The following is a 26,634-nucleotide window of genomic DNA, read 5'->3' as shown; positions in this document are numbered from 1 at the left end:
CCATCCCGCGCTCGGCAGCGGTCAGGTGGCGTTGTCCGACGTCACGGACGCCCCGCTCGCCGGCTGCTCGCACCCCGCGCCGAAGGTGTGCGCTACGGACTGGCCCCAGTCCGTAGAGTCGGCCTGCACCTGGAAGTGCAGGTGTGGTGCGGACGATCGGCCCGTGTTACCTGAGAGCGCGATCGCCTGTCCCCGCGCCACCTGGTCGCCTACGTTCACGAGCACGCCGTTGGCCTGGATGTGGAAGTACCAGCTCGTGAATCCACCGGCGTGGCGGAGCCGCACGGCGTTGCCCCAATTCTGCAGGCTCCCGTCCGGGAACGGGGTGTTGGTCGGAGTGGTCGGCTGGTTGGGGTTGTAGGTCGCTGTCAGGTTCTCCTGGAGCCACTCGACGGTGCCTTCGCGGGCGGCGCGGATCTCGGTGCCCGCGGGCAGGCCGAAATCGAAAGCCCAAGATTGGCTGCCATTGTGGGAGCCGGCGGGGTTGTTGTTTCCTTGTCCAACTGTGTGAGTGACCCCGCCCTTCCACGGATACCGGTAGGCGCCGACCGGAGCTTCTTCGAGGTCAAGGCACGCAATCCTGAGCCCCTGCTGGAAGTACGCGCCATCCTCGGTCTTGAAGTCGACAACGTGCCGCCGCCAACTGCACCACTGGGTACCGTTCCCAGGACGCCACACTGCGGCGAGCCGCCCGTTGTCGGTCGTCAGGACGCTGAGGCGCAACCCTTGGGCGAAGTAGGTCCGATCCTGGGCAGCGAAGTCGTCGCCTGTCATGCCCCAGTGGACCCATTGTGTGCCGTCGCCGGGGCGCCAGACGGCTGCGAATGTTCCGTCTTTGATGATGAGGGAGGTGATGCGGAGTCCTTGGGGGAAGTAGGTGGAGTCCTTGGCCTTGAAGTCGTCTTCCGTCATGCCCCAGTGGACCCATTGTGTGCCGTCGCCCGGGCGCCAGACAGTCGCGAAGGCATCGGTCATAGTGTCCCCCTGAACGGGCAGGTAAGGCGGTCGGCGCCGGCACGGCTCCTCGTCGCGTTCCGAGCCGTCTCGGAGCCTTGTGGCGGTGGTGAGACTGGGTCTTCCATGTCCCGATAGAACGTGCGGATGCCATCGACATCAACACTGGGATAGAAAAACGGCATACTCACTTCAAGTATGCTCAGCAATACCGTGCGTAAACGCAGTGCGTCCCGGCAGAGAGACGCGAACCGCGACGAGGTCGTGGAGGGCGGTGGCGCGGCGGAGAACACGGAGTGACATCAAGGACGCCCGGCCCCTGCCGTCTCCCGGTGGTGCTCAGCGTTCGCGGACGATGCCGTCGCCGTCGCGATCCTGGTACCAGGCGTACTCCGCGTCACGGTCTCGCGTGGCCGGTTGCTGCTCTTCGGTGTCGCATGCGGGCCGCTTCTTCTTCTGCGAAAAGGCCTCGATTCAGATCTCGGAACAATGCTTCCCGCTCGTCGGACGGAAATCCCAAGTCTTCTGACAAGTCATTCGACGAATCTTTCCCCCACGCGGCAGAAGAACAAGGCTTCGGCCGAAGGAGTACGAACCGCGCAGTCAGGCCGGTGGTGGCCACCCAAGGAGAGGATTCGCATGAAGCGACTGATCACGGTGACGGCCGTATGCGCCGCCGCGGTCTTCGCCGTGCCGACGGCGGCGTACGCCGACGAGGATCCGCTGAACGCCAACGCCCGTGTGTCCGGGGTGACACCCCGTCCCGCGAGCGAGGGCTGCCCCGCCGGCAACTTCTGCCTCTACACCGGCCCCGAATGGAGTGGGCGGGTCTTCCGGCTGTTCTATTGCCAGGAGTACGCGTTGAGCCGCTGGAACGGCTACGGGTCCTGGTACAGCAACAACACCGGTGGCGCGCGGGCCCAGATCCTCAACAGCAGCCGCATCTCCATCTACGACACCGACCCCGGGGATTCGCACCCCGCGTACGACTTCGAGCCGGCCTGGTACGTCCGCGCATGCTGACGCGCTGATCGGGACAGTCGGACGGCCTGGTTCGTCGCGGCTCGCCGGCCGTGGCGAACCCCGGGCATCGCCCGTGGTTTCAGGCTGACCCATGGGACGAGGCGGACGGGACGATCGGGTGAAGAGCGCTGACCATGTAGAGCCGCCGACCACCCCGAACGCCGATATGGAATGCTCGCGATCATGACTGAGTCGGAAGAGCCTGTCTTACGCGCCGCTACGAGCCGACGAAGTGACCTGGAGTCGGTTCGGACCTGCGGAACCGTAGCCCTTCTCGCAGGCGGGATGCTGTCCGTGGCGGCACTCGTGCTCTCGGCGGGCGAGCCGTCCTGGCAGGTGCTGGGCATGTTCGCGATGGTGGCGATGATCGGACTCGGGCTGCGCCTGGAAGCGGCGATTCGCGAGCGCAGCGGGTCATGAAAGGCGTCGTGCCATCGACTCCGACCACGCCCACCTTGGTCTCGAACCGTGCCTCCACGCCCGATGCCGGACCTCCTCCAGGAGGTCGTACACGTCCCGCCGCTCAGCGGCCGGCTTGGGGCGTGACGCCGGTGACTTCTCGTCCGGCATGCTTGGCGCGCCGCTTGAGGGTCCGGTCGTAGTCCTGGAAGCGGGCCTTGCTGATGACGCTGCGATCCGGGGCACGGAGAACGATGCCCTCGTTCAGGCCGGGGTCGCCCGACGTGGCCACCAGCGTGTGCCGGTACGGCTCCATGAAGGCGCGCATCGGCTCGATCGCCGACGGCAACTCGTCGGCGTCGACCTCGAAAAGGCGCGGCGTCACCTGCGTGCCGCACGTCTCGGCGACATTGCCCAGGGTGGTCTCGTCCGCGAACTCCTGCCCGCCCCGCTGCCGCCAGGCGGAGATCCGGTCGAGGTCCCAGGACGGCAGGTCGCTGCCGATCGAGGCCACGTCGAACAGCCGTACCGCCGCCGCGCCGTCGCCGTACTGCTTCCACGCGGGGAGCTTCGTGGAGCCGTAGACCTCCAGGTACAGCACGATGATCTCGTCGGTGCCGCCCAGCTCGGCCGAGGTGGCTCGCCCGGCCACGCCTCTCAGGGCGTCGACGATGCCGAGCGCCGGATTGTGCACGATGTCGCCGGAGGCGGTGAGCAGGTCCTCGCGGGAGCCGATCAGCCATTCGCCGTCCGGGAACAGGACGATCCGGCCGTTGGTGCCGTCGACCTTCTCCGTGCCGATCACGGTCCCGGTGAACTGGGTGACCTCTTCGAGCAGGCCGCCGTTCTTCGGATCCAGAGCGTGGTGGGTCGGGATCGACGGGTATTTCGTGAGTGAGTTGAGCTTGCGCAGGTCAGCGGTTCGCAGCGAGAACATCGAGATGGTCCTTGGTCGGGGGTTCGCGGCGGGCGGGAGGTCCCGACGCATGATGGTGTCATCCAGGCCGTCTCCAAAGCCAGGCGATAATGCGGGCGCGTACGATTCTCGCAGCGTGAGCAGTGGCGGACCGGGGCGAAAGGGAATGGCCGGGATGGGCTTGGAGGTCGAGAGTCGATCGTCCGATTCGCCGTACGTCGAGCGGGTGTGGCGGAGCCGCAGCCATGACGTCGACCGGATGACGTCGATCGCGGCAGCGCATTGGGACCTGGTCTTCTGGGAGCACCGGGGCCAGGTGAGCGCGGCCGTCCAAGGGCCGTGGTCCAGGGCGAGCGTGGCCCCCGTGCCCGAGGACGCCACGTTCTTCGGGATCAGTTTCTCGTCCGGCACCTCGATGCCGCACCTTCCGGTCGGCCGGCTCGTCGACGGTTCCGCGGAGATCCCCGACGCCACGCGTAGATCGTTCTGGTTGAAGGGGTCCGCCTGGCGGCTTCCGGACTACGACAACGCGGAGGAGTTCGTACGGCGGCTGGTGCGTGAGGGGGTGCTGGACCGTGACCCGATCGTCGCCGAGGTGCTGCGCGGCGCGTCGCCGGATCTGTCCGAGCGCACCCTGCAGCGGCGCTTCGTGGCGGCGACCGGGCTCACCCGCGGCGCCATCCGGCAGATCGATCGGGCCCGGCAGGCGGCGGTCCTGATTCAGGAGGGGGTGCCGGCCCAGGACGTGATCCACCGGCTCGGATACTTCGACCAGCCCCACCTGGCGCGGTCGCTGACCCGCTACATCGGGCGGACCGCCACGCAGCTGGGCGATCGGGACCAGCCGGAGCCGCTGTCGCTTCTGTACAAGACCTGAGTTCTCCTCCTCGTCTAACCTTCCGGAGGACAAGGAGGAGAACAGTGGCAAAGATCGTTTCGAGTTTCTTCATCTCGGTGGACGGTGTGGTCGAATCGCCCGACCAGTGGCACTTCCCGTACTGGAACGACGAGATGGGCGCGGTGGTCGAGGCCGGCATGCAGAGTGCGGCGGCGATGCTGATGGGCCGCAAGCTGTACGACGAATGGTCCACGTACTGGACGACGACGGACACCGACCAGGATGTCGCCAAGGCCCTGAGCGGCACTCCCAAGTACGTCGTGTCCAACACCTTGGAGAAGGCGGACTGGGACAACACCACCGTCATCTCCGGTGACGTCGCGGCCAGGCTGAGCGAGCTCAAGGAGCGGATCGACGGCGACATCCAGATGTCCGGCTCCGCGACGACCGTGCGGTGGCTGCTCGCCAACGGGTTGCTCGACGAGCTGAAGCTGCTCGTCCACCCGATCGCGGTCGGTCATGGTCAACGGCTCTTCGAGGACACCCCGACCCACCCGCTGAAGCTGGTCAAGTCCGAGACCTTCCAGACCGGCGTGCTCAACCTGACCTACGTTCCGGACGCCGGCTGACCACCGCTCACGACCCGGCGCGGCTGAGCACCACCGCGGTCCCTCAGAGCTTGTGGTCCGCTGTGAGAGCGGCGGCGACCCATTCCTCGGTCGCCATGGCTTCCTCCGGGTCCGGCTGCGGTGTCCCGTCGATGGTGGCGATGAGTGACAGATACCTGTCGAGCACGCTGCCGAACCGGGACACGGCCTCCTCGGCGTGCCGGTGTGCCTCGCTGGTGCGGTCGGGGGCGGCCATGTGGCGGCGCACCTCGTCGACGTCGTACTCGCCGGCGGCGTAAGCGACGAACTCCGCGGTCACGGCCACGAGGCGGTCGGCGAGCTCCCGTGCCTCGGGCGAGTCCGGGGACATCCCGGACTGCCGGGCATTCGAGACCTCGACTTCGACCAGCCGTTGTCTCTCGATGTGTTCCATCATCTCCGGTGAGGTCACCTCGAGTGCCCGGGCGGCGGGGGTGGCGGCGAAGCTGTCGTGGAAGAACTGGCGGACCGCCTTGCGGAAGTCGCCGTCCTGCACCAGGTCGGCCAGCTCGATCCAGGCTTCGAGCTGTTCGGTGGCGGGCGCCTCCGGAAGGTTCGGCCGCATCTGGTGGAGCTGCTCGGCGAAGGTCGGGTGGACGTTGAGGCCGGTCGTGACCTCGTCCCAGAAGTCGTCGATCAGCCGGTTACGGTCGTCGTCGGACATGGAGACGAGCTTGTGCATGAGACTCACCTGTTCGGTCGCGGTGTGCTGTTTCACGATGGTCCGCAGGACGGCCCGCCGGGCCTGGAGGCGACGTGTCTGGCGCTCGACCAGCGCCAGATGCGCCGTGGCCAGATCGCGGAGCGTCGTCTCGTCCGCCAGCAACCGGCGGATGTCCTCCAGGCCGGCGCCCAGTTCGCGGAGGGTACGGACGAGTTCGAGCCGGGCGATGGCCTGGATGTCGTACAGCCGGTAACCGGCGTCCGTGACGTCGGTGGGCGCGATGACCTCGGCGTCGGCGTAGAACCTGATGGCACTGACGCTCAGGCCGGTGCGCCGCGCCACATCTCCGATCGGGTACAGCTCGTTGTCGTCCACGGCGTCCACTATGGGGTCTCAAGCCGGTCGAGACTCAACCCCTTTCGCGGGAAACGGGTTGCTCGCCGGGCCGGGGTCGTAGCCTGTCGAGGATGATCCGTCCGTTATGAGGAGACCGTCCCGATGACCACAGGCGAGGACGCAGGCGCGCATGCGGCTGAAGGTGATCTTCGTGCTGTTCGCCGTCTACGCCGTCACGGCGGCGCCCGCGTTCCTCCCGGGCGAGTGGCGGGTGATCCTGCAGCCCGCGACGGATGACCGGGCCGAGGTCTACTACCAGCCGGTCTCCACGGTGCACCTCAGGTCATACGAGGGCATCGGGCCGTTCCTGCGCGCTCTGGAGACGGCCGAGAAGCGGGCCAGGACCCATCCGTACGATCTCGCGCCGCCGTACATCCTGCACGGGCCGTACCGGCTGGTCGCTCCCTACGTCACCGCGCGCGGACGCGAGCTGGCCGCTCCGCGGATCTCTGGCGTGAACCTGTCGGACGGGGCGTGGATCCCGTACGCGATCGTGCCCCAGGTGAGACCGGCGGAGAACAGTCAAGCCGAGCTGGTCGCGGTGACGGAGGACAGGGAGGGCGGTCGACCGATCGACGAACCGGAAGCACTCGGCATGGGGATCGATCCGGAGCTCAACCGAATCGTCGTCACAACGAACACCTTCGACCAGGAGCTGCGCCGCAGATTGGCCGAGCGGTACGGCGGTCTCGTCGCCATCGCATGGGATCCCTTCGCCAGGCCGCTCCGCAATCTGTGAGGGAGTCGTGTGGCCGGCGTTTGCCGAAGTGGCAACAGGATTCGTCACGGTCGCCGCCTCGGGCGGATGATGGCCCGCGTTGCCCACGGCGAACTGTCCTGGAGGATTCATGTCCCAGCCCACCGATGTGACGCATCGTTCCGTCTCGTCGCCTGCCGGCAGGATTCACCTGGTGGAGCAGGGGACCGGGCCGCTGGTGCTGCTGGTGCACGGATTCCCGGAGTCCTGGTACTCCTGGCGTCATCAGCTGCCGGTGCTGGCCGCGGCCGGTTACCGGGCGGTCGCCATGGACGTTCGCGGCTACGGGCGGTCGTCCAAGCCCGCGAGCGTGGCCGCGTACCGGATGCTCGACCTGGTCGAGGACAACGTCGCCGTGGTGCGTGCGCTCGGCGAGGAGACGGCGGTGATCGTCGGGCACGACTGGGGGGCGACCATCGCCGCGAGTTCCGCGCTCGTCAGGCCGGAGGTCTTCCGCGCGGTCGGACTGCTCAGCGTGCCCTATGCTCCGCCCGGCGGGCCGCGGCCCAGTGAGGTGTTCGCGCACATGGGCGGGGACGAGGAGTTCTACGTCTCGTACTTCCAGGAGCCCGAGCGGGCCGAGGCCGAGATCGAGCCGGACGTGCGCGGCTGGCTCGCGGGCTTCTACGCGGCCTTCTCCGCCGACACCATGCCCGCCGCCCCGGACCCGCACTTCGTGAGCCGGGGCGGGCAGCTGCGCGACCGGTTCCCCGCCGGGCGGTTGCCCGCCTGGCTCAGCGCGGACGACCTCGACGTGTACGCGGGGGAGTTCGAGCGGACGGGCATGACCGGGGCGCTCAACCGCTATCGGAACATGGACCGGGACTGGGCGGACCTCGCCGCCTTCCACGGCGCGCCCATCACGCAGCCATCCCTGTTCGTGGGCGGCGCCCTGGACGCCTCGACCACCTGGCTGTCCGACGCGATCCGGGCCTATCCCACCACTCTGCCCGGCCTGGTCTCCTCGCACCTTCTCGACGGATGCGGCCACTGGATCCAGCAGGAGCGCCGCGAGGAGGTCAACGAGATCCTGACCGGCTGGCTGGCCTCCCTGCCCGCTTGAGCCCCCGCTATCGCGCGCGCGGCCGAGAGCTCGGGCTCGCCAGGCGGCCGTTCTCCTTCGGCGGTCGCGCCGGTGTGCTGGGCGACGTCGACGCTGACGTCGTTGGCCGGCCATGCCGCCCTCCGCCGGGGTGCCGGTATATGACATGCGGCCCACGGTCACGTCGCTGTACGATCATGCGCTGTACGGGCAAATCCCCTGATGAACGGATTCGTGTCGTGGCGAAGCTGAACCAGATCCTCGCCGTGGAGAAGGGCGTCAAGTCCGACGCCCAGCGCAAGGTGACCGACGCCTACCACCGGATCCAGAAGACACCGCTGCTGTCGGGCATCTCCCGCACCTACCAGCCGATCGACGACGAGGGCGAGATGCTGCCGCCCGAGTCCACCCGCGTGCAGGTGCAGGCCGAAAGCGTCCTGAAGGACGTCGCCGCGGCGCTGACCCGGCTCTTCGACGTGACCGCGACGAAGGACTGGGCGAACACGCAGGCCAGGGCCAGCGTGGTCGTCGACGGCGAGACCCTCATCGAGGACGCCCCCGTCACCTACCTGCTCTTCCTGGAGAAGCAGCTCGTCGACCTGCACACGTTCGTGGCGAAGCTGCCGACCCTCGACCCCGCCGACACGTGGTCGTACGACGACAACGCCGAGACGTGGCGCACCGAGCCGGTCAAGACGACGCGGACCAAGAAGGTGCCGCGCAACCACGTCCTGTCGGAGGCGACGGACAAGCACCCGGCGCAGGTGCAGGTGTTCACCGAGGACGTCGTGGTCGGCTACTGGACGAAGGTCGCCTTCTCCGGCGCGCTGCCGAACCGGCGCGTCAACGAGCTGCTGACCCGTATCCAGAAGGTGCAGGACGCGGTGAAGTACGCGCGCGAGGAGGCGAACACGTGGGCGGTGACAGATCAGGAGATCGGCGAGCGCCTGTTCCGCTATCTGCTCGCCTAAGATGAAGACTCCCCGTTGAGCGCGGGGTGCGCGAAAGCGCGAAGCTGAAGCTCAGGCTGAGGTTGATACGCGGTGACATGAAGGTTCGAGTCCTTCCCGGGGCACACGGGCCCCGGTGGCCCAATGGTAGAGGCAGCCGCTAAGAATCAGATTCTCGCTCTAAGCTCAGTATTCACCGTCGAGTGCCAGATCAACCGAGTGCAGGCTGTGATAGTCGAGATGCGGGTTCGATTCCCGCTGGACCCTCTTCCATGGGTCCGTGGCTTAATGGTAGAGCGCGATATCGTAACGACTGACCAGCACTCTTAAACGCCGCTGGCACCCGTACACGGCAGTTCATTCAAGGCCCCCCGGCTTGGGTAAGTCCGGGGGGCCGCTGCCATTCCGGAGGACCGGTGCGCGTACCTAGTCCGAGTAGGTACGCGTACTCAGGCGTCGCGCCGGCCGGTGTCCGACCATGGAAGGCATGAGCAAACCAGTCCAACCCACCATGACCGGCGCCTACTACGCACAGTGCGTGATCTCCTTCGGCGTGGCTCTCGGCAGCGTGGCTCTCGGCGTCATCTTCCTGCCGATCGACCCCTGGCTTCGCGCGTTCCTCGCGGTTTCCGTGCTGTACACCGTGACGACGGCCTTCGGCCTGGCCAAGTGCCTGCGCGACCGGCAGGAGATCGTCAGCATGGCCAGCCGGGTCGACCAGGCGCGCCTCGACAAGCTCATCAGCGAGCACGACCCGTACAAGGTCGACACGCTCTGACCCGGCCTACGCCTCGTCGAGGCCCCGCTCGATCGCGTACCGGACGAGCTCGACCCGGTTGTGCAGATGGAGCTTGTTCAGGGTGTTCTGTACGTGGTTCTGCACGGTCCGGTGGCTGAGCACCAGCCGTTCGGCGATCTGCTTGTACGACAGGCCCTTGGCGACGAAGCGCAGCACCTCGGTCTCCCGGTCGGTGAGGCTCGGCCCGTCGCTGACGGGCCGCTGCGTGGCCAGGCGGCGATACTCGCCCAGCACCAGCCCGGCCAGCCCGGGGGTGAAGACCGGCTCCCCGTCGGCCGTGCGCCGGACCGCGTCGAGGAACTCCTCCCGGCTCGCCGACTTGACCAGATAACCGGAGGCCCCGGCCTTGACCGCCTCCAGCACGTCCTCGTGCTCGCCGCTCGCCGACAGCACCAGCACGCGGGGCGGATGGTCGGACGCGGCCAGGCCCCGGGCCACCTCCACCCCGGGCAGGTCGGGCAGGCGCAGATCGAGGATGACCACGTCGGGACGGACGGTGGCGGCGACGCGGAGCGCCTGGCGGCCCTCGCCGATGGTCGCCACCACCTCGTAGCCGGCGTCACCCAGGTCACGGGCGACCGCGTCCCGCCACATCGGATGGTCGTCCACCACCATCATCCGCAGAGCGCTGGTCATGCCGTCACCCTAAACCGGCGGGAACGATCAGCTCGACCTCGGTTCCCTGGCCGGGCACGGACGTGACGCCGACGGTGCCGCCCATACCCGCGATCCGGCCGCGGATGGACTGCGCGATGCCGAGCCTGCCCTCCGCCTCCGCCGCCGAGAGGCGGCCCGACGGGATGCCGGGCCCCTCGTCGCGCACCGTGATGGTCATCGAGGCGTCGTCGTTCTCGGCGAAGATCCAGGCCCTCGCGTCCTCGCCGCAGTGCCGCCGTACGTTGTCGAGCGCCGCGCCCACGGCCGCGACGACCTCGTACGCCTGACCGGCGGGGAGGGGCAGCGGGGTCGCGGGAGTCGACACGGTGACCGTCGCCGTGGCGTACCGGTGTAAGCGGGCGCCGACGTCGACGACTCCCGAGTCCGCCATGACCGGTCCGTTACGGATCATCTCGCGCAGGGCGGCCTCCTGCTCTCCGGCGAGCCGTCCCAGCTGGGCGGCCTCCCCGCCGATCTCCAGCCCGCGGCGCTGCACCAGCGCCAGGACCTGAAGGACGGAGTCATGGATGCCACGAGCGAGCCGTTCGCGTTCGCGGCCCGCCGCCTCTATCTCGACGGCCCGCTGCAGCCGTTCCTCCGCCTGCTTGGTGAGCCGGGCCACGTGACCGACGACGGTTCCGGCGAGTATGAGCAGGACGGCTCCGTTGACCGGGACGGAGAGGTCGAACTCGCGCAGCCCGCGCAGCCACAGGTCGGCGAGCGAGAGCACGACCGCCGCGACCGCGCCCGCCCGCCGCCCGCCGTACACGGCCCAGGCCAGCACCGGCCCGCCGACCCAGGTCGCCGTCACCGGTATCAGCCCCGGTCCCGCCGCGTCCCCCTGAACGTACGGCGAGGTCAGCATGCAGCCGAGCGTGACGAGCACGTCCACCACGAGCAGGGGGCGGGTCCTCCTGGTGGAGTATGCGACGGTGGTGGCCACGGTCCAGACCGTCATCACACCGAAGACGAGCCAGCCCGCGACCGGACGCTGGTAACCGCCGGCACCGGCCAGCAACAGCGCGGCGTAGCCGAGGGAGGCGATGCGGTAGACCGCGATCGCCCGCCAGAACGACCCCTCGATCCCCATGCCGCCTCATCGCGTTCTATGGCGCTGTTCCCGATCGCCCGATTATATGGTCGTTTCTTTGCGAGTGTTTCCTGTCGCACAGCGGTTCTTCTGCGGTGGCCGGCTCTCCTCGGCCCGCTGGAATGTTCGGAGATCACCCTTGTGGAGCCTGTAGTCGATTTCCGACATCTCCTCGCGAGTGGGGCGGGCAAGGCCATCGTCTATGCCAAGTTGCTTCAACCAGGTGCTTATCTCAGCCCAAAGCCATACCCGTGTGCGGCCTATGACCCCTTCGGCTGGAGGGAAAGGCGGCGCGTCGGTGTGTCGCTCACCTGTGACGAGTTGAGCGATATTCTGGCGCGATCTTCCGGTCCGCTCGGAGATCTCAGGTATCCCGACGAGATCGCGGTCGAGGCGTATGAAGACAATTTCTGGAGCATGAATCCGGGCAAGGATATAGGCGCGGCGAGCCGCATCAATGGCGTTCTCCCCGTCGATGACGACGGAGAGCAGATCAACACCGGCTCCTCGAAAAAGCATGGCATCGAGCTGCTCCATAAGTGTGGCCACCGCTTCATCGTCATCAACGTCAGTGCCCGCCACCACGAAGGTCGGCCACCTTACAACTAGCTTCCGGCAGCTGTTGACGAACGTCAACAGTCTTCCTGGAGTTCGGTGGTGCGCTTGAGGCCGGTAAGGCTGCGGCGGGGATCTCCGGTCGGCAGGGGACACCGTCGCGCTCTGGTCATAATGTCGCGTGCATGTCTTTCGGGGAGCTTGGGCGTGCCGCTGACCGGGATTGTCATGCATCCACCATCTAGGAATGGACAGTACAATTTGCCCCAGTGTCCTCCGGTGCGGAGTATCCATCCCTGTTTTAATAAGGAGGATTAGCTCTGGGCGTGGAGCCAGTCCAAAGCTGAGGCGGCCGAGTTGAGGACCGAGATGTGGCCGTCGCCCGGGGTGAGGCGGAGCTGCGCCGCCGGGCAGCGGCGGGCGAGCCACTGGCCGTGCGCGCACGGGATGACGCGGTCCTGGTTGCCGTGCAGGAACAGGACGGGGGCGGTCACCTGGGCGGGGTCGAATCCCCAGGGGGCGACGTAGGCGAGGTCGTCGTCGATCTGGGCGGCGGGGCCCGCCGCCACGGCGGGGCCGACGACGCTGTTCAGCCAGGACCACTCGCCGGCGAGGGCGGCGTGGTCGGCCGGGGTGAACATCTCCGGGTCGTACTCGGCCCTCGCCTGGTGCGCCTCCCTCGCGGCGCGGCCCTCGGCGGCCGCGCGCAGGGCGGCCGCGCCGGAGGGCGTCATGCCGGCGAACCAGTCGAGCCCCTCCGCGTCGTACGGCGCCATCCCGGAGACGCTGACCACGCTCAGGACGCGGTGGGGGAGCAGGGCGCCGCAGGCGAGCGCGTGGGGGCCGCCGCCGGAATGGCCGAAGACGGCGAACCGGTCGATGCCCAGGGCGTCGGCGACGGCGGCGACGTGGGTGGCCGCCGAGGCCACGTCCCGGCCCGGATGTGGGGTGGATCCGCCGTATCCGGGGCGGTCGTAGGAGATCCAGCGGATGCCGAGGCGGTCGGCGGCCGGGAACAGGGGCGCCGGCGGGCTGCCGAGGTTGGGGGTGCCGTGGTGCCAGAAGACGGCCAGGCGTGTGGTGTCGCCCGGGGCCGTGTCGTAGGTGTGCAGGGTGTGGCCGTCGGCCAGCTCGATGTCGCTCTCTGTCAGCACGTCGGCGAGCGTAGCGTCCGGGTCTGACGATTCTCGTCCGGTGAGACGTCCGGTGAGACGTCCGGTGAGACGTCCGATGAGACGGCCGGTGGGATGACGGGGGAGATGGCCGTGGAGAGGTCGGTACGGAGAGCGTACGGGATGAAGGCGGCCAGGATGGCGACGGCGAGGGCGGTGGCGAGGGCGAAGACCGCCCGCACACCCCAGAGCTCCGCGCCGAGTCCGGCCACCGCCGCACTGGCGGGGATCACGCCCCAGCTGAGCACGCGGGACGCGGAGTAGACACGGCCCAGCAGGTCGGGTGGGGACAGGTTCTGGCGGATCGTGGCCACCAGGATGCGCCAGACGCTGGATCCGGCCCCGGCGATCACCGCGCCCGCGACCACGGTCCACACCGGTCCGCCGAAGGCCACGGGCGCGACCAGCAGGACGGTCCCGGCGGCGTCGGCGATCAGCAGTCTGGTCACTCCGAAGCGGCGTCGCAACGGCTCGACCACCGCCGAGGCGAGCAGGCCGCCGACGGCCATCGCGGTCAGCACCAGGCCGTACTGGGCGGTGCTGAGGCCGAGCGGGCCGGGGGTGACGGCGTACACGACGAGCAGGGCGGTCGCGACCGCCCAGGGGATGTTCATCACGGCGGTGAAGAGGGTGAGGGTGCGGACCACCGGCTGCCGCCACAGGTACCGGAAGCCGGCGACCACGCTCCCGGAGGTCACGTGCGTGGCCGGGGCGCGGCGGCGCAGCGTCATCAGCGCGAGCCCGGCGACGGCCAGGGCGTAGAGGGCGGCGCTCGCGCCGGTGGCCAGGGCGAGTGTGATGCCCGCCAGCAGGCCCGCGAGCGGCGGGCCGGCGAGCTGGTTGGTGACGTTGACCGTCCCCTCGATGCGGGCGTTGGCGCTGCTCCGGCCGGTGGGCTGGACGACCATCGGGATGGTGGAGGTCAGCGCGGTGTCCACCAGGGTCTCGGCCACGCCGAGGAGCACCGCGGCGGCGAGGATCAGCGGCAGGGACAGGGCGCCGGTGAGGTGGCCGGCGGTGAGGGCGGTCAGGATCAGGGCGCGGACCAGGTTGACGCCGGTCAGGAGCAGCCGGCGGTCCACGCGGTCCACGATCCAGCCGGCGTGCAGGCCGAAGACCGGCCAGGCCAGGGTGAGCGCCGCCGTCACGGCGGCCACCCCGCCCGGCGACGCGTCCGCCGCGATGGCGAGCAGGGGGAGGACGAACAGCGCCATGCCGTCACCGAGGTTCGCGGCGCCGGTGCCGAACCACAGCGCGTTGAACGGCCGGCCCAACGAGCTCGGATACATGTTCTTACCTCTCAAACGTGTTTGATCGGTAATAGCCTTGCTCGGATCGTTTGACCTGTCAACCGTGTTTGATCGGTGAGATAGTGGAGGCATGACGGACATCGAGCTGGTGGGGAACGCGCTCTGCCTGGACTTCGCCAATAACACGGTCAACGCCCGTCCGGTCGCCCGGCGTGACTGGCTGGGCACGCCGGAGGAAGCGATGACCTGGAGCGCGGCGGCCGGGCGCCCGATCGAGGACCCGGACGGGCTCGCGGCGGCCCTGCCGGAGGCCCGGCGGCTGCGGGAGGCGGTGTTCCGGGTGTTCGAGGCGCTGGCGCACGGGGACAGGGCGTCGCGGCCGGATCTCGGCGCCGTGCTCGCGGTGCACGGCGACGGCGTCGCCCACGGCGGGCTGGAGGAGGCCGACGGGGTCTTCCGGCTGGCCTGGGGGGCGCCGCGTACGGTGCGGGTGCTGCTGTGGGAGGTCGCGGCCTCGGCGGTCGAGCTGCTCACGCACGGGCCGCTGGATCGGCTCGGCTCGTGCCCGTCGTGCTGCTGGGTGTTCCTGGACGTCAGCAAGAACCGTCGCCGCCGGTGGTGCAGCATGACCACCTGCGGCAGCCGCGACAAGTCGCGCCGCTACTACGCGGGGCGCTCGTCCTGAGTCAGGGTCGCCCGGTGCTGCTCCCAGCGGATCCAGAGGGCGGGGAGTTCGGCTTCGAGGAAGCGGTACAGCTCGGCGACGCCGGCCAGGCGCGCGGTGCGTTCGGGGGCGGCGTCGGCGAGGACGGCGAGGCCGCGTTCGGTCACTTCGCGGAACGCCGAGGTCTTGGCGTAGCGGGAGGCGAGCATCCGGCTCCAGCCGTCCGCGGCGATGCGGAAGTACTCCTGCCGCTCGCCGCGCTTGCGGAAGCCCTCCACCAGGCCGCTCGGGGTGAGCAGGCGCATCGTGGAGCTGATGGAGCTGCGGCTGATCTGCAGGGCGTCCGCGAGCTGGGCGGCGCTCTGCTCCGGCGGGTCGCAGATGAGCAGCCACCCGACGACCCGTCCGGCGATGTGCGGCAGGCCCTCCTCGGTGAAGAAGGCCGCTACGTCGTCGACGAAGTCGAGCTCGGCGTTCGTTGGCTCGGTCATGATCCCATTGTTGCCGGAGAGCCGGGTGATTGACGGAGAAAGTCCGCGATGAGGGTGTTGATCCGTTCTGGGGCCTGCCGGTTCGCCCAGTGTCCCGCGCCCTCGATCAGCTCGAACCTCGCTCCTGGTACGGCCTCCGCCGCGGCACGGGTGTGCTCCGGGTTGACGCCCACATCGCCGCTGCCCTGGATGAACAGCGCCGGGCAGGCGATCCTGGGCAGGTCCGGACGGAGGTCGACGCGCATCCGGCGCGAGCCGATCGAGCCGTTCTGCCAGTCGGAGGAGCCGGCGCCGTTGGCAAGGACGTCGGCGTGGTACTCGTCCACGATCTGGTCGAAGTCGTCGACGTGGCCGCCGGCGAAGAGGGCGCGCCGGGCGAACCACGCGCAGGCGGCGCGGCTGCGGAAGACGAGCGACGGGAGCGTCCGGTTGAGCAGGGACCACTTGGCTGTGACCCAGAGCAGCTGATGGACGACGGGCGGGAAGGAGATGACGCCCGCTGGAGCCAGGGCGACGATGCGTGAGACGCGCTCCGGATGCTCGACGGCGTAGCCGAGGGTGATCGCGCCGCCCTGGGACAGGCCGACGAGCGCGGCCTGGTCGAGGCCGAAGTGGTCGAGCACGGCCGTGACGCAGCCGAGCATCCGCTCGTGGCCGGCGGTGCCGGTCCAGGGCTTGCTGCCGCCCTGCTTGGGCCAGTCGAGGGCGAACACGCGGTGCTCGGCGGCCAGGGCGGGGATGGCGTGCCGCCAGCTGAGCACGGCGTTGTCGACGCCCGCGCCGCTGAGCAGGACCACCGGCGTGCCCGCCTCGCCGCGGGTGATGACGTGCAGGTTCCCTTCGGGCTGGGGGACGTACGTGCTCTCGCCGAGGTCGTCCATGGTCCTATTATTACGGTAATTGCAGTATTTACTGCAACATGGCTCATGAAAAAACTTCTGGGTCGTGTGTCGATCCGGTGGGAGGCCGTACGACGCGTCTGTGAAAGAACGGACAGCGAGCGTGAAGGACATCACCATGCAGAAGATCAAGACCTACCTGTGGTTCGAGAACCAGGCCGAGGAGGCCGCGACCTTCTACACCTCACTCTTCCCGAACTCCGAGATCGTGCACGTGCAGCGCGCCGGCGAGGCGGCGATGACCGTGACGTTCACGCTGGCCGGGCAGGAGCACATCGCGCTCAACGGCGGCCCCCAGTTCACCTTCAACGAGGCGATCTCGCTGTACGTGGACTGCGAGACGCAGGAGGAGGTCGACGAGCTGTGGGCCAAGCTCGCCGACGGCGGTGAGGAGGGGCCCTGCGGCTGGCTGAAGGACAGGTACGGGCTGTCGTGGCAGATCATCCCGAAGGCCCTGCCCGGGTTGATGAGCACGTCGGACCCGGCGGCGGCCGAGCGGGTCATGAAGGCCATGTTCGGCATGAAGAAGATCAGCGTCCAGGGACTCCTGGACGCCGCCGCTTCGTAGCGCCTAGTCGACCGCCATCTCGCCGAGCAGGGACCAGTCGTCCTGCGGGATCGTCGCGTTGACGATCCGCGGCGTCTCGGCGAGGTGGCCCGGCAGGGTCCGCTGCGCGGTGCGGAAGTGTTCGGACTGTACGTGCGCCGCGCCGGCGTCGGCGTCACGGAAGGCCTCGACCAGGACGTACTCGGCCGGGTCGTCGAGGCTGCGGGACCAGTCGAACCACAGGCAGCCGGGCTCGGCGCGGGTCGCCCGGGTGAACTCGGCGGTGATCTCGCCGAACCGGTCGGCGGACTCCGGCCGGACACGGAACTTCGCGGTGATGAAGATCATCGGGCCTCTCTCTTCTCGGGGAGCGAATCAGACACCGATGCTAGGGGAACGAACGGGCGGCGTCTTGATCAGCACGCCGTGAAACCGGGCTTGACCAGCATCATCCCGATGGTTCCGCCCGAGCGATTCAGGTGAACTGGCCGAGCCGGAACCTGCGCACGGTAAGAGGAACGGTGCACCGGCTGATCTCCCGGATCTTCCGGAAGCGGGTCTTGGGGTCGATGGTGACCTTCACGCACGTCATCCGCACCTCGTGATGGCCCAGGAGCGCGTAATACGAGATGACGGCGCCGCGCCGGCCCAGGCCCCGGTCGGAGAGGCCCAGACCCACCTCCCGGTAGAGCCGCCGAGAGCCCTTGAGGGCGAAGGCGGTGGAGCCGATGATCGCGTGGTTGGCCGTCACGGGGCAGTGCGCGAAGATCCGGACGATGTTGTTCTGGCGCGGCGCCTCGGGCAGGACCCGCAGGGAGGTGAGCTTCTTCCAGTCCTTCGGCGGCGGATCGTTGGTGGCCGCCGGTTCCGTGCGCGCCTCGGCCGCCGGACCGGATCCCATCGCGAGGGCCGCGACGAGTGCCATTCCCATGAGGGCACGCATCTCTTCCTCCTGCCGGCCGTGGCCGGGACACCTGTGCTGAGCGTGCTGTTCTTCTCATTATGTCGATCAGGTGGCGACGGGGGATGAGCCACGCCGCCGCTCGGCAGGGCCTGCTCGACGGCCGTTCCCCGGGATCGTCGCGCCACAGAGACCGATGCCAGGGAACGAGCGGGCAGCGTCTTGATCAGCACGCCGTAAAACCGGGCTTGACCAGGTCTTAGGCGCTGAGGCCGAGGGTATGACCCCGGCTCCGTCGATCTTCGGAGCCCATCATGACCGTCACTCGCCGCCCACGGGTGCTCGCGGCCGCCGTCGCCCGGCCGAGGTCCGCGCCCGGCCCGGTGCTCCTGCTCGCGCTGGTCAGCGTGCTGTACGGCGTGGCGCAACTGGTGATCGTCTCGCCCTGGATGGGCATCGGCTGGGACGAGACGGTCTACGCCAGCCAGTACGCCGGCCACGCGCCGCCCGCGGTCTTCAGCGCGCCACGGGCACGCGGGGTGCCGCTGCTGGTCGCGCCGGTGGTGGCGGTGACGGACTCGGTGTTCGCGCTGCGGCTGTACCTGACGCTGCTCTCCTCGCTCGCCCTGTTCGGCGCGTACTACGTCTGGCTACGGGTGCGCGCCGACCGCTCGGTGCCGCTGGCCGCGCTGCTGTTCGGCGCGTGCTGGCTGTCGCTGTTCTACGGCAACGAGGCGATGCCGAACCTGTACGTCGCGCTCGGCGCGGTGGCGGCCACCGGGTTCTTCGCGCTGCTCGGCCGCTCCCGGGGGGCGCTGGTCGGGCTGGGCGCGTCGCTGGCCCTGGTGTCGCTGCTGCGGCCGTCGGACTCGCTGTTCCTCGCGGTGCCGCTGGGCGTGGCGGCGCTGGTCGCCGCCGACCGGCGGCGGCTGCTCGCCCTGGTGGCGATGGCCGCCGGGCTGGCCGTGGGGTGGGGGCAGTGGCTGGTGGAGGCGCTGACGCGGTTCGGCGGCGTGGCCGAGCGGCTGCGGGCGGCGGAGGAGGCCAACCTGACCGGGCTGACCGTCTCCGTGCTGGAGCACGCCCAGGCGCTGGACGGGCCCTCGCTGTGCAGGTTCGGGGTGAGGTGCGGGGAGGTGTCGCCCATCGCGCTGGTGTGGTGGCTGGCCATCCCGGCGACGGCCGTCCTCGGCGTGTGGGTGGCCTGGCGCGCGCACCGGCCGGGACCTGTCGTGCTGGCCGCGGTGACCGGCCTGGCGGTGGCGTTGCCGTACCTGTTCTATGTCGGCTACGCGGCGCCGCGCTTCCTGATGCCGGCCTACGCGCTGCTGGCGCTGCCCGTCGCGGTGGCCGCCACCGGCCTGGGACGAGACGGCTTGGGACGAGACGGCTTCGGTCGAGACGGCCGGTGGCGGGGGGCCGTGGCGGGGGTGATGGCCGCCGGAGTTCTCGCCCACCTCGCGCTCCAGGGCGCGTACGCGTACAAGATGGCGGGCAACACGCTGGAGACGAGGCAGGCGATCGGGCGGGCCACCGAGGAGCTGCGCCGGCTCGGGGTGCGCCCGCCCTGCCTGGTGTACGGCCAGTCCGGCGTGCAGATCGGCTACCTGCTCGGCTGTGAGTCGCAGGGCGTCATCCAGGGGTTCGCCTCCCGGACGCCGACCCGGGTCCGGCAACTGGCGGAGGGCGGGCACCGGCTGGTCATGGTTTACACCGACCTGCCGCTGCCGCGCTACGCCCGGGACTGGGACGAGGTCGTGCTGACCGGCCGGTGGAAGGCGCGCTTCGCGCCCGCCGGCGGACGTTGACTGCGGGGCGAGGTGAGCCCAGGACATGGGTGTCCGGTGCCCGGTCCAGTGGGTACACCTCGTCTACGCTGGCGAAATGGTGTAACGAGGTCAAGGGGGGATCTTCGTGACGGACGAACTGGCGGGAGTGGCCGGTGTGCTGTACGAGTTCGGGCTGCTCAAGCGGTACAAGCGCACCGGGTGGCTGGTGGCGGGCGTACGTGATCCGGAGAGCATCGCCGATCACTCCTTCCGCACGGCGGTCATCGCCGGCGTCATCGCCAAGCTGGAGGGCGCCAACGCCGAACGGGCGGCGTTCATGAGCTTGTTCCACGACACCCAGGAGACCCGCATCACCGACATCCCGTACATCGGCAAGCGCTATCTCAAGGCCGCCCCGAACGAGGAGGTCAGCGCGGACCAGATGCGCGGCCTGCCCGCGCCGGTGGCGGAGATGGTGCGCGGCGCGGTCGGCGAGTACGAGGAGAAGACCAGCCTGGAGGCCGTGTGCGCGCGGGACGCCGACAAGCTGGAGTGCCTGATCCAGGCGGTCGAGTATCGCGAGCAGGGGCACCAGAACGTGCAGCCGTGGATCGACAGCTCCCTGGCCGCGCTCAGGACCCCCACGGGTAAGCGCCTGGCCGAGGAGGCTCTGCGTACGGGCACCCTGGACTGGATCATGCCGGTGCTCAACGGCGACTGAGGCGGCCGGCGGCCAGGGGTGACGCCCATGGCCGCCGAAAACCCGTTGTCCCGGCGGGCGTCGATCTGTTGCACTACCGGAGCATCATCGATCGACCGAGGAGCAGCGATGCGCGCAGCGTTCATGTCTGACCAGCTGAGAATGACCATCCACTCAGAGGACATGGCGCTTAGTGAAATCGCTCAACCTAGGAATTCTGGCGCATGTCGACGCCGGTAAGACAAGTCTGACCGAGCGGCTGCTGCACGCCGCCGGGGTCATCGACGAGATCGGCAGCGTCGACGAGGGCAGCACCCAGACCGACTCCCTGGAGCTCGAACGTCGGCGCGGCATCACCATCAAGTCCGCCGTCGTCTCCTTCCCGCTCGACGACGTGACGGTCAACCTGATCGACACGCCCGGCCACCCCGACTTCATCGCCGAGGTGGAGCGGGTGCTGAACGTGCTCGACGGCGCCGTGCTCGTCATCTCGGCCGTGGAGGGCGTACAGGCGCAGACCCGTGTGCTCATGCGCGCGCTGCGCCGGCTGCGCGTCCCCACGCTCATCTTCGTGAACAAGATCGACCGTCGTGGCGCCCAGGCCGAGCGCGTCGTGCGGAGCATCCGCGGCAGGCTGGCCCCGGCGGCCGTCGCGATGGGGTCGGTCACCGGCCTCGGCGCCCGCGACGCCCGCTACCTGCCCTTCCCCGGCGGCGTCGCCGGCGACGACCTGCTGAGCGTGCTCGCCGACCACGACGACGCCCTCCTGGCCGCGTACGTGAACGGCACGGAGGCCATCTCGCCCCGCAGGCTCCGTAACGAGCTCGCCGCGCAGTCACGGCGGGCGCTGGTGCAGCCGATCCTCTTCGGCTCGGCGATCACCGGGGCGGGGATCGCCGAGCTGATCGCCGGGATCAGGGAACTGCTGCCCGGCGTGGCGGGCGACCCCGGCGGCCCGCCCTCGGGCACCGTCTTCAAGGTCGAGCGCGGGCCCGCCGGAGAGAAGATCGCCTACGTGCGGATGTTCGCCGGCACGATCCGGCTGCGGGACCAGGTGCCGTTCCGGGACAAAGAAGGGAAGGTCACCGCCGTCCGCGTCTTCGACCGGGGCGCGGTCGTACGGGCTTCCTCGGTCGAGGCGGGACAGATCGGCAAGCTGTGGGGACTCGGCGACATCAGGATCGGCGACGAGCTCGGCCTGCCGCGCACCGATGCGCCCGCCGGGCGCCGCCACTTCGCCCCGCCGACGCTGGAGACCGTCGTGGTGCCCGCCAGGCCCGCCGACAAGGGCGCGCTGCACGTCGCGCTCTCCCAGCTCGCCGAGCAGGACCCGCTGATCGACCTGCGCCAGGACGACATCAGGCAGGAGACGTCCGTCTCCCTGTACGGCGAGGTGCAGAAGGAGGTCATCCAGGCGACGCTGGCCGAGGAGTTCGGCCTCGACGTCACCTTCCGCGAGACGACCACCATCCACGTCGAACGGCCCGCGGGCACCGGCGCGGCGGCCGAGTTCATCGCCAAGCCGCCCAACCCGTTCCTGGCCACCGTCGGGCTGCGCGTCGAGCCGGCCCCGACCGGCTCCGGCGTGGACTTCAGGCTGGAGGTCGAGCTCGGCTCGATGCCGTACACGTTCATCAGGGCCGTCGAGGAGACCGTCCGGGAGACCCTGCTGCAGGGGCTGCACGGGTGGCGGGTCACCGACTGCGCGGTCATCCTCACGCACACCGGCTACTGGCCCCGGCAGAGCCACGCGCACGCGGTGTTCGACAAGAGCATGTCGAGCACGGCGGGAGACTTCCGCAACCTGACGCCGCTGGTGCTGATGGAGGCGCTCAGGCGGGCCGGCACCAGGGTGTACGAGCCGATGCACCGCTTCCGGCTGGACCTGCCCGAGGACCTGTTCGGCACGGTGCTGCCCGTGCTCGCCCGCCTGGGCGCCGTCCCCGGGACGTCCACGCCGCAGGGGGCGTCCTACCTGGTGGAAGGGGTCATCCCGGCGGCCAGGGTGCACGAGTTGGAGCAGCGGCTGCCGTCGCTGACCCGAGGCGAGGGCGTCCTGGAGAGCGCCTTCGACCACTACCAGGAGGTTCGCGGCCAGGTGCCCGCCCGGCCACGGACCGACCACGACCCGCTCAGCCGCAAGGAGTATCTGCTGCACGTCCTGCGGCAGGTCTAGTCGCTTCGTGGTTCGTACGGTCCAGGAGTGCGCTATATTTAAGGAGAAGTCGACGCGGGGTAGAGCAGTTCGGTAGCTCGTCGGGCTCATAACCCGAAGGTCGTAGGTTCAAATCCTTCCCCCGCTACCAAACGAAACGCCCTCTGAGGATCTTCTCGGAGGGCGTTTCGCGTATCCGGTGGTGACCTCGCCCGGCGTGGGTAGGCGTCCGCCATGCGCTTCGGAAACTGGGACGTCAGACCGCTCGGCGGCGCGGCCGGTTGCGTGACGATGATCATCCTGTCCATCGTGCTGTCGATCCTGCTGACGCTGGTCGTCAACCTGCTGCTGTGACCGGAACCGGTCCAGGGGTCATCTAACCTGTGGCGCATGATTCGCTACGCCACCCCTGACGACGTGTCCGTGATCAACAAGCTGATCCGCGAGCTGGCCGACTACGAGAAGTCCCTGCACGAGGTGGAGATCACCGAGGAGCAGCTGCGGGAGGTCCTGTTCGGGGAGCAGGCGTCCGTCTTCGCGCACGTCGCCGAGAGCGACGGCGAGGTGGTCGGCTTCGCGCTGTGGTTCCTCACCTTCTCCACCTGGACCGGCACGCGCGGCCTCTACCTGGAGGACCTCTACGTACGGCCCGAGCACCGGGGCGGCGGGCACGGCAAGGCGCTGCTGGCGGAGCTGGGCCGGATCAGCGTCGAGCGGGGGTACGAGCGGCTGGAATGGTCGGTGCTCGACTGGAACACCCCGGCGATCGACTTCTACGAGTCCATCGGCGCGAAGCCGCAGGGCGACTGGATCCGCTACCGGCTGGCCGGGGAGCCGTTGCGGCGGTTCGGCGGTCAGGTCCGATAGATCGTGAGCTCATAGGCGTAGCGGTCGCCTCGGTAGAGCGACTCGGCCCGCTCGTAGGCCCGGCCACGGGCGTCGAAGGTGGTGCGCCGCACCAGGAACGCCGGTGAGAACGGCGGCGCCTTCAGGGCCTGCGCGCTGTCCTGGTCGAGCACCGTCGCCGTGATCGTCTGCTCCGCCCGGTGGGGGACGAGGCCGTACCGGCCGCTCAGCTCCTCGTACAGGGAGCCGTGCAGCGCCTCGCCCAGGTCGTCGGGCACCAGGGCGGTGGGCAGGCGGACGTCCTCCAGGCAGATCGGCTCGCCGTCGGCGGTGCGCACCCTGCGGACGCGCAGCACCTCCTCCGACGGGCTGATCCGCAGCGCGTAGCCGACCTCCGCCCCGGCGGGGACCCGTTCGACGGTGACGGCGAGCGAGCCCGGGGCCAGGCCCCGGGCGCGCATGTCCGCGCTGAAGGAGGTCAGCTCGACGGACTTGGCGATGCGCGGCTCGCTCACGAACGTGCCCGAGCCCTGCACGCGGTAGACCTGCCCCGCCAGCTCCAGCTCGTCCAGCACGCGCCTGACGGTGAGCCGGCTGAGCGAGAACTCCTCGGCCAGGCTGCGCTCGGTGGGCAGCCGGTCGTGCGGGGCGAGCCGTTCGCGCAGGAGCGTGCGCAGGTGCCGGCGGAGCTCGGTGGACTTGACCGGGCCACGCGCCACGCCACCATCAGTCATGGGACCTCCCGCTTGACCGGCCGATCAGAATTGGGCTATACCAATCACATCATATCTCTCCATATTTATGGAGAAATCGGGCAAAATCTCTGAGATTGGGCATGTATGGGGACCGTCTCCGTGCTGGAACGGATGGGCGGCGGGCTCGTCGTCTCCTGTCAGGCGCCCGAGGGACATCCGCTGAGGGACGCGGCCACCATCGCCCGGCTCGCGCGGTGCGCCGAGCTCGGCGGCGCCTCCGCGCTGCGGATCAACTCCGCCGAGGACGTCCGCGCCGTCCGGCAGCGCACCGCGCTGCCGATCATCGGCCTGCACAAGATCCCGTACGCCCACCGCCACCTGATCACGCCGACCCTGGCCCTGGCCGAGGACCTGGCAGTGGCCGGAGCCGACCTGATCGCCATCGACCTGACCCACGAGTCGCCCGCCTCCGGAGCGCTGGTCGCCGCCGTCCACGAGTCGCTGGGCGTCGGGGTGATGGCCGACGTCTCCACCCAGGAGGAGGGACTGGCGGCGTGGGAGGCGGGGGCCGAGGTGGTCGGGACGACCCTGTCGGGATACACGGCCCGGCAGCTGCCCACGCCCGACGATCCGGACATCGCCCTGGTGGGGGCACTGGCCGCGCGCGGCGTCCGCGTGGTGGCCGAGGGCCGTTACCGCACGGCGGAGCAGGTACGGCAGGCGTTCGAGGCGGGCGCGTGGGCCGTCGTGGTAGGCGGTGCCATCACCGACCCGGTCGCCATCACCACCCGGCTGACGGCGGCGACCCCGGCCGGCTCCCGATGACGACTCCGCTGGCGGTGGCCGTCGACATCGGTGGCACCAAGATCGCTGCGGGGCTGGTGGACGCCGAGGGGCGCCTGTACGAGCGGCGCAGGACGGCCACCCCTGCGGCCGAAGGCGGCGAGGCGATCATGGCGGCCGTGCTCGGCTGCGCCCGCCCGCTGCGCGACCTCGGCGGTGACCGGGTGGTGGCGTGCGGCATCGCGACGGCGGGCGTGGTGGACCCGGCCGGCCGCATCGCCGGGGCCACCGACCTGCTGAGGGGCTGGGCGGGCACCGATGTCCGGGGCATCGCCGAGCGCGGCCTGGGGCTCCCCGCCGAGGTGGTCAACGACTGCCACGCGGCGGGCACGGCCGAGGCGCGCATCGGCGCCGCACGCGGTGCGCGGACCGGCCTCGTGGTCGCGGTCGGCACCGGCATCGGCGGCGCGCTCGTGGCCGACGGCGTGACGGTGACGGGCCGGTCAGGGACGGCGGGCGCCATCGGTCACGTGCCGGCGCCGGTCGTCGCCGGGCGCAGGTGCTCCTGCGGTGCGTTCGACCATGTGGAGGCGCATGCGTCAGGACCGGCGATCGAGCGCTCGTTCAGGGAGTTGACAGGGCAGGCGGCGGGACTGAGAGAGATCGCCTCGCTGGCCCGGTCGGGGCGGTCGCAGGCCCTGCACGCGATCACGACGGCCGGAGGTCTCCTGGGGCGTGTGCTCGGGGGCGCGGCCAACCTGCTGGACCCGGACGTGATCGTGATCGCCGGCGGTGTGTCGGGACTCGGCTCGTTGCTGCTGGGCCCGATGCGCCGGGCCTTCCGCGCCGAGGCGCTTCCCGGGTCGCGCGCCGTCCTGATCCGGGTGGCCGTCCTGGGAGAGAGGGCCGGCCTCGTCGGCGCCGGGTTGTCCGCGTTGCACTCGAGGTGAGAGCAGTGGTGCTATCTCATGGCACACGGTAGCACTCGCGCGTTAGAATCGCTGTGTGAGCACTCCGGACTACGATCCTTCGCATCTGATTTCCCAGCGTGACCTGCGTAATCGGTCAGCTGAGATCATGGACGGCCTGGAACGTGGCGAGCAGTATGCCGTCACCAGAAACGGTCACCATATCGGTGACCTCGTTCCCATTCGCCGCCGACGCCGCGCTGTCTCTCGCGCCGAATTCGCGGCCGTATCTCGCGGTATGCCTCGTTTGGATGACCGCGACTATCGGCGGGACATGGACCGGCACGTCAACGACGAGTTCTATGATCCCTACGAGCGCGCCTATGGCAGGGGCCAGTTCGCGGAGGGGCAGGAATGACGCATGCTGCGGGGCTGCTCGATACCAACATCCTCATCCTGCGCGCTGGTATCGATCCCGACGAGCTGCCTGATGAATTGATGATCAGTGCCATCACGACCGCGGAGTTGTCGGCCGGCGTCCTGGTGGCCTCAGGGCCGCAGCAACTGGCACAGCGAATGAAGATTCTTCAGACCGCTGAAGCCGAGTTCGATCCGCTGCCTTTCGATGAGACAGCCGCCCGTGAATACGGCCAGCTCTGGACCGCGGTCATCGCCTCGGGTAGGAAGCCGCGCCCTCGGACCGCCGACCTGATGATCGCCTGCGTCGCCATCGCCAACCAACTCCCGCTCTATACCTGCAACCCCAAGGATTTCACAGGCTTGGACCACCTCCTCTCCGTGGCCCCGGTCACCCGCCCGAAGTGAATCCTCGGTATCAACGGCCGGCGAGATGACAGGCCGCAGGACGCGTCCCCCTGACGCGGCCTGCGGCCTGGGCTTGTGGTGGTCAGACGCCGGTGCCGGCGCGTATCCGGTCGGTGGTGCGATGGGTGGACTCGCCGCGCATGCCTTCCGGCATGTCCTCCTCGCCCTGGTGGGTCTCCTCGATGCGGAGCGCGACCCCCATGGCGAAGAAGGTCGGCGCCCACTGGCCTACGAAGATCCCCCACCGGTCGGCCCGGTCGATCCCGGCTGGTTCGCCCTCTTTCGAGGCGAACCAAGTGGCGAAGGAAAGGGCGATCGACCCGATCCCAGCGAGGTACATGT

Annotated in this window: 33 protein-coding genes and 1 tRNA gene; 20 read left to right on the top strand and 14 right to left on the bottom strand. The window is 69.5% G+C overall.

Features of this window, described 5'->3' with window-relative positions:
• Positions 1–21: 21 nt before the first annotated feature.
• Together ACIBQX_RS11005 and ACIBQX_RS11000 are read right to left on the bottom strand one after the other, a co-directional pair.
• Positions 22–975 carry a M23 family metallopeptidase gene (locus tag ACIBQX_RS11005; protein WP_397003000.1) on the bottom strand — a complete coding sequence of 318 codons (954 nt, stop codon included), beginning with the start codon at positions 973–975 and terminating at the stop codon, positions 22–24.
• Positions 976–1,293: 318 nt separating this feature from the next.
• Entirely contained in the window at positions 1,294–1,428 is a 135-nt protein-coding gene (locus tag ACIBQX_RS11000; protein WP_397003861.1) for an excalibur calcium-binding domain-containing protein, read from the bottom strand.
• Positions 1,429–1,593: 165 nt separating this feature from the next.
• On the opposite strand from ACIBQX_RS11000, the gene ACIBQX_RS10995 reads away from it, so the two are divergent.
• Positions 1,594–1,977, top strand: a complete 384-nt coding sequence (locus tag ACIBQX_RS10995) for a peptidase inhibitor family I36 protein (protein WP_397002998.1) — start codon at positions 1,594–1,596, stop codon at positions 1,975–1,977.
• Between the two features lie 294 nt (positions 1,978–2,271).
• Positions 2,272–2,397 carry a hypothetical protein gene (locus tag ACIBQX_RS10990; RefSeq protein ID WP_397002996.1) on the top strand — a complete coding sequence of 42 codons (126 nt, stop codon included), beginning with the start codon at positions 2,272–2,274 and terminating at the stop codon, positions 2,395–2,397.
• Between the two features lie 103 nt (positions 2,398–2,500).
• On the opposite strand, the gene ACIBQX_RS10985 is transcribed toward ACIBQX_RS10990, so the two are convergent.
• The gene (locus ACIBQX_RS10985; RefSeq protein WP_397002994.1) at positions 2,501–3,313 is read right to left on the bottom strand and encodes an RNA ligase family protein; all 813 of its coding nucleotides are present in this window, start codon (positions 3,311–3,313) and stop codon (positions 2,501–2,503) included.
• A 154-nt stretch (positions 3,314–3,467) separates the two neighbouring features.
• Here ACIBQX_RS10985 and ACIBQX_RS10980 point away from each other — a divergent pair, with 154 nt between their 5' ends.
• Both ACIBQX_RS10980 and ACIBQX_RS10975 read left to right on the top strand, forming a co-directional pair.
• Positions 3,468–4,169 (top strand): helix-turn-helix domain-containing protein, encoded by a 702-nt coding sequence (locus ACIBQX_RS10980; RefSeq protein ID WP_397002992.1) that lies wholly within the window; start codon positions 3,468–3,470, stop codon positions 4,167–4,169.
• Positions 4,170–4,213: 44 nt separating this feature from the next.
• Positions 4,214–4,759 carry a dihydrofolate reductase family protein gene (locus ACIBQX_RS10975; RefSeq protein ID WP_397002990.1) on the top strand — a complete coding sequence of 182 codons (546 nt, stop codon included), beginning with the start codon at positions 4,214–4,216 and terminating at the stop codon, positions 4,757–4,759.
• A 43-nt stretch (positions 4,760–4,802) separates the two neighbouring features.
• Here ACIBQX_RS10975 and ACIBQX_RS10970 read toward each other — a convergent pair whose 3' ends face one another.
• Complete coding sequence (locus ACIBQX_RS10970; RefSeq protein ID WP_397002988.1) at positions 4,803–5,816, bottom strand: MerR family transcriptional regulator; 1,014 nt, start codon at positions 5,814–5,816, stop codon at positions 4,803–4,805.
• Between the two features lie 151 nt (positions 5,817–5,967).
• Between ACIBQX_RS10970 and ACIBQX_RS10965 the strand changes: the two genes are divergently transcribed.
• The 4 genes from ACIBQX_RS10965 (at position 5,968) to ACIBQX_RS10950 (ending at position 9,364) form a co-directional block, all read left to right on the top strand.
• Positions 5,968–6,576, top strand: a complete 609-nt coding sequence (locus ACIBQX_RS10965; protein WP_397002986.1) for a hypothetical protein — start codon at positions 5,968–5,970, stop codon at positions 6,574–6,576.
• A 109-nt stretch (positions 6,577–6,685) separates the two neighbouring features.
• Positions 6,686–7,657, top strand: a complete 972-nt coding sequence (locus ACIBQX_RS10960; protein ID WP_397002984.1) for an alpha/beta fold hydrolase — start codon at positions 6,686–6,688, stop codon at positions 7,655–7,657.
• 218 nt (positions 7,658–7,875) lie between these two features.
• Positions 7,876–8,607, top strand: a complete 732-nt coding sequence (locus ACIBQX_RS10955; RefSeq protein ID WP_397002982.1) for a hypothetical protein — start codon at positions 7,876–7,878, stop codon at positions 8,605–8,607.
• 466 nt (positions 8,608–9,073) lie between these two features.
• Positions 9,074–9,364: a YiaA/YiaB family inner membrane protein gene (locus ACIBQX_RS10950; RefSeq protein WP_397002980.1), complete on the top strand. Its 291-nt coding sequence runs from the start codon at positions 9,074–9,076 to the stop codon at positions 9,362–9,364.
• Between the two features lie 6 nt (positions 9,365–9,370).
• On the opposite strand, the gene ACIBQX_RS10945 is transcribed toward ACIBQX_RS10950, so the two are convergent.
• Both ACIBQX_RS10945 and macS read right to left on the bottom strand, forming a co-directional pair.
• Positions 9,371–10,021 (bottom strand): response regulator, encoded by a 651-nt coding sequence (locus ACIBQX_RS10945; protein ID WP_397002978.1) that lies wholly within the window; start codon positions 10,019–10,021, stop codon positions 9,371–9,373.
• Between the two features lie 4 nt (positions 10,022–10,025).
• A complete protein-coding gene (gene macS / locus ACIBQX_RS10940) occupies positions 10,026–11,132 on the bottom strand; it encodes a MacS family sensor histidine kinase (protein WP_397002976.1) in 1,107 nt (368 codons plus the stop codon).
• Positions 11,133–11,150: 18 nt separating this feature from the next.
• Here macS and ACIBQX_RS10935 point away from each other — a divergent pair, with 18 nt between their 5' ends.
• The gene (locus ACIBQX_RS10935; protein ID WP_397002974.1) at positions 11,151–11,741 is read left to right on the top strand and encodes a hypothetical protein; all 591 of its coding nucleotides are present in this window, start codon (positions 11,151–11,153) and stop codon (positions 11,739–11,741) included.
• 260 nt (positions 11,742–12,001) lie between these two features.
• Here ACIBQX_RS10935 and ACIBQX_RS10930 read toward each other — a convergent pair whose 3' ends face one another.
• Positions 12,002–12,841 carry an alpha/beta fold hydrolase gene (locus tag ACIBQX_RS10930; protein WP_397002972.1) on the bottom strand — a complete coding sequence of 280 codons (840 nt, stop codon included), beginning with the start codon at positions 12,839–12,841 and terminating at the stop codon, positions 12,002–12,004.
• Positions 12,835–14,148 carry an MFS transporter gene (locus ACIBQX_RS10925; protein ID WP_397002970.1) on the bottom strand — a complete coding sequence of 438 codons (1,314 nt, stop codon included), beginning with the start codon at positions 14,146–14,148 and terminating at the stop codon, positions 12,835–12,837. The genes ACIBQX_RS10930 and ACIBQX_RS10925 overlap by 7 nt, the downstream gene beginning before the upstream one ends.
• Positions 14,149–14,239: 91 nt before the next feature.
• Between ACIBQX_RS10925 and ACIBQX_RS10920 the strand changes: the two genes are divergently transcribed.
• Positions 14,240–14,794, top strand: coding sequence for a CGNR zinc finger domain-containing protein (locus ACIBQX_RS10920; protein ID WP_397002968.1), 555 nt, complete (start codon positions 14,240–14,242; stop codon positions 14,792–14,794).
• Here ACIBQX_RS10920 and ACIBQX_RS10915 read toward each other — a convergent pair.
• Both ACIBQX_RS10915 and ACIBQX_RS10910 read right to left on the bottom strand, forming a co-directional pair.
• A complete protein-coding gene (locus ACIBQX_RS10915; RefSeq protein ID WP_397002966.1) occupies positions 14,773–15,264 on the bottom strand; it encodes a GbsR/MarR family transcriptional regulator in 492 nt (163 codons plus the stop codon). The genes ACIBQX_RS10920 and ACIBQX_RS10915 overlap by 22 nt on opposite strands.
• Positions 15,261–16,145, bottom strand: coding sequence for an alpha/beta fold hydrolase (locus ACIBQX_RS10910; RefSeq protein WP_397002964.1), 885 nt, complete (start codon positions 16,143–16,145; stop codon positions 15,261–15,263). Before ACIBQX_RS10910 ends, ACIBQX_RS10915 begins: the two co-directional genes overlap by 4 nt.
• A gap of 136 nt (positions 16,146–16,281) precedes the next feature.
• Here ACIBQX_RS10910 and ACIBQX_RS10905 point away from each other — a divergent pair, with 136 nt between their 5' ends.
• Positions 16,282–16,731, top strand: coding sequence for a VOC family protein (locus tag ACIBQX_RS10905; protein ID WP_397002962.1), 450 nt, complete (start codon positions 16,282–16,284; stop codon positions 16,729–16,731).
• Between the two features lie 3 nt (positions 16,732–16,734).
• Here ACIBQX_RS10905 and ACIBQX_RS10900 read toward each other — a convergent pair whose 3' ends face one another.
• Together ACIBQX_RS10900 and ACIBQX_RS10895 are read right to left on the bottom strand one after the other, a co-directional pair.
• A complete protein-coding gene (locus tag ACIBQX_RS10900) occupies positions 16,735–17,058 on the bottom strand; it encodes a putative quinol monooxygenase (RefSeq protein WP_397002960.1) in 324 nt (107 codons plus the stop codon).
• A 127-nt stretch (positions 17,059–17,185) separates the two neighbouring features.
• Entirely contained in the window at positions 17,186–17,653 is a 468-nt protein-coding gene (locus ACIBQX_RS10895; RefSeq protein ID WP_397002958.1) for a hypothetical protein, read from the bottom strand.
• Positions 17,654–17,925: 272 nt separating this feature from the next.
• On the opposite strand from ACIBQX_RS10895, the gene ACIBQX_RS10890 reads away from it, so the two are divergent.
• From ACIBQX_RS10890 to ACIBQX_RS10870, 5 genes are all read left to right on the top strand, one after another.
• Positions 17,926–19,419, top strand: a complete 1,494-nt coding sequence (locus ACIBQX_RS10890) for a hypothetical protein (protein ID WP_397002956.1) — start codon at positions 17,926–17,928, stop codon at positions 19,417–19,419.
• A gap of 106 nt (positions 19,420–19,525) precedes the next feature.
• On the top strand, positions 19,526–20,101 hold the full coding sequence (locus ACIBQX_RS10885) for an HD family hydrolase (protein ID WP_397002954.1): 576 nt from the start codon (positions 19,526–19,528) through the stop codon (positions 20,099–20,101).
• A gap of 172 nt (positions 20,102–20,273) precedes the next feature.
• Complete coding sequence (locus ACIBQX_RS10880; protein WP_397002952.1) at positions 20,274–22,256, top strand: GTP-binding protein; 1,983 nt, start codon at positions 20,274–20,276, stop codon at positions 22,254–22,256.
• Between the two features lie 53 nt (positions 22,257–22,309).
• Positions 22,310–22,386 (top strand) — tRNA-Met (locus ACIBQX_RS10875).
• Positions 22,387–22,625: 239 nt separating this feature from the next.
• Positions 22,626–23,102, top strand: coding sequence for a GNAT family N-acetyltransferase (locus tag ACIBQX_RS10870; protein ID WP_397002950.1), 477 nt, complete (start codon positions 22,626–22,628; stop codon positions 23,100–23,102).
• On the opposite strand, the gene ACIBQX_RS10865 is transcribed toward ACIBQX_RS10870, so the two are convergent.
• Positions 23,090–23,815, bottom strand: coding sequence for a GntR family transcriptional regulator (locus ACIBQX_RS10865; RefSeq protein WP_397002948.1), 726 nt, complete (start codon positions 23,813–23,815; stop codon positions 23,090–23,092). The two genes, ACIBQX_RS10870 and ACIBQX_RS10865, sit on opposite strands and share 13 nt — an antisense overlap.
• Before the next feature lie 105 nt (positions 23,816–23,920).
• Between ACIBQX_RS10865 and ACIBQX_RS10860 the strand changes: the two genes are divergently transcribed.
• From ACIBQX_RS10860 to ACIBQX_RS10845, 4 genes are read left to right on the top strand one after another with little or no spacing between them, the layout of a single operon-like run.
• Positions 23,921–24,601 carry an N-acetylmannosamine-6-phosphate 2-epimerase gene (locus tag ACIBQX_RS10860; RefSeq protein WP_397002946.1) on the top strand — a complete coding sequence of 227 codons (681 nt, stop codon included), beginning with the start codon at positions 23,921–23,923 and terminating at the stop codon, positions 24,599–24,601.
• Positions 24,598–25,509 (top strand): ROK family protein, encoded by a 912-nt coding sequence (locus ACIBQX_RS10855; RefSeq protein ID WP_397002944.1) that lies wholly within the window; start codon positions 24,598–24,600, stop codon positions 25,507–25,509. Before ACIBQX_RS10860 ends, ACIBQX_RS10855 begins: the two co-directional genes overlap by 4 nt.
• A 55-nt stretch (positions 25,510–25,564) precedes the next feature.
• On the top strand, positions 25,565–25,885 hold the full coding sequence (locus tag ACIBQX_RS10850; RefSeq protein WP_397002942.1) for a type II toxin-antitoxin system Phd/YefM family antitoxin: 321 nt from the start codon (positions 25,565–25,567) through the stop codon (positions 25,883–25,885).
• A complete protein-coding gene (locus ACIBQX_RS10845; RefSeq protein ID WP_397002940.1) occupies positions 25,882–26,292 on the top strand; it encodes a type II toxin-antitoxin system VapC family toxin in 411 nt (136 codons plus the stop codon). Before ACIBQX_RS10850 ends, ACIBQX_RS10845 begins: the two co-directional genes overlap by 4 nt.
• An 82-nt stretch (positions 26,293–26,374) precedes the next feature.
• On the opposite strand, the gene ACIBQX_RS10840 is transcribed toward ACIBQX_RS10845, so the two are convergent.
• Positions 26,375–26,632, bottom strand: a complete 258-nt coding sequence (locus tag ACIBQX_RS10840; protein ID WP_397002939.1) for a hypothetical protein — start codon at positions 26,630–26,632, stop codon at positions 26,375–26,377.
• Positions 26,633–26,634 lie beyond the last annotated feature (2 nt).

The sequence above is a fragment of the Nonomuraea sp. NPDC049714 genome, from assembly GCF_044465295.1.
In the GTDB taxonomy this organism is placed as follows: domain Bacteria; phylum Actinomycetota; class Actinomycetes; order Streptosporangiales; family Streptosporangiaceae; genus Nonomuraea.
The sequence above is the reverse complement of the archived record's forward strand: the minus strand, read 5'-3'. Positions and strand labels throughout refer to the sequence as shown.